This window comes from Desulfocastanea catecholica, from assembly GCF_054657295.1.
This window is the reverse complement of sequence record NZ_BAAHYZ010000197.1, coordinates 1-225: the sequence shown is the minus strand read 5'-3', so window position 1 is coordinate 225 and position 225 is coordinate 1. Positions and strand designations below refer to the sequence as shown.

At 41.3% G+C, this 225-nt stretch carries 1 protein-coding gene; it reads left to right on the top strand.

The genetic code is table 11. The features are described 5' to 3' along the window. A partial coding sequence (locus ACYQ8U_RS23495) for a transposase (protein WP_459947963.1) occupies positions 1 to 225 on the top strand: 225 nt, incomplete at both ends.

Below are 225 nucleotides of genomic sequence, written 5' to 3'. Positions count from 1 at the left end.
AGAAAGTGTTAAAATTGCCGATTTCAAGTGGGTTAATACTGTCATCGGTAACGTTAAGAGGTCATTTCATGGCACATTCCACGCCATAAGCAAAAAACATTTTGGGCGGTACCTCGGTGAATTTTGTTATCGTTTTAATCGCAGATTTGATCTGCGACAGTTGATACCCAGATTTACCTATGTGGCTCTAAGAACGCCACCCATGCCACAAAAGCTCATAAAGGT